The organism is Streptococcus sp., from assembly GCF_019414905.1.
Classification (GTDB): domain Bacteria; phylum Bacillota; class Bacilli; order Lactobacillales; family Streptococcaceae; genus Streptococcus.
The window spans coordinates 5,243-5,658 of sequence record NZ_DXLC01000206.1 but is presented as its reverse complement, the minus strand read 5'-3'; the positions used below and the strand labels follow the sequence as shown (position 1 = coordinate 5,658).

The window sequence follows — 416 nt, the reverse complement described above, 5'->3', positions numbered from 1 at the left end:
GCTTTCGAGATAGTACTCTCCATCATTTGTTTTCAGAGCATACTGGTTATAGAATTTATAGGCAGCCATGAAAGACTTGAATTGGAAGTTTTGATCTTTGATAAATTGATGCAATTCTTCCAAGAACTCTGGACGGTATTTCTTGATAAAGGCTGTTTCGATGTAGTTGTGTTCAATGAGGTAGTTGATTTTATCTTTGATTGAATCAAAAACCATAGTATTTGGAACTACATTTTCTTTAAAGAAGGCATCTAAGGCTTCCTTATCTTTATGAAGCATGATTTGTCCATTAACAGGACGGTTGATTTCGTTATTGAGACGGAAGTAGGTCACGTCCTCAAGATGTTTTAATCCCATAAAATTTCCCTTATCTAATTACAAAAGAAAGGCTTCTAAGTTAGCCCTAGAAGCAGTTT

Annotated in this window: 1 pseudogene; it reads right to left on the bottom strand. The window is 34.9% G+C overall.

Annotation, left to right across the window (positions count from 1 at the left end):
• Positions 1 to 357: pseudogene (locus tag QZ359_RS06230) on the bottom strand (ribonucleotide-diphosphate reductase subunit alpha); the annotation flags it as partial.
• Between the last annotated feature and the right edge of the window lie 59 nt (positions 358 to 416).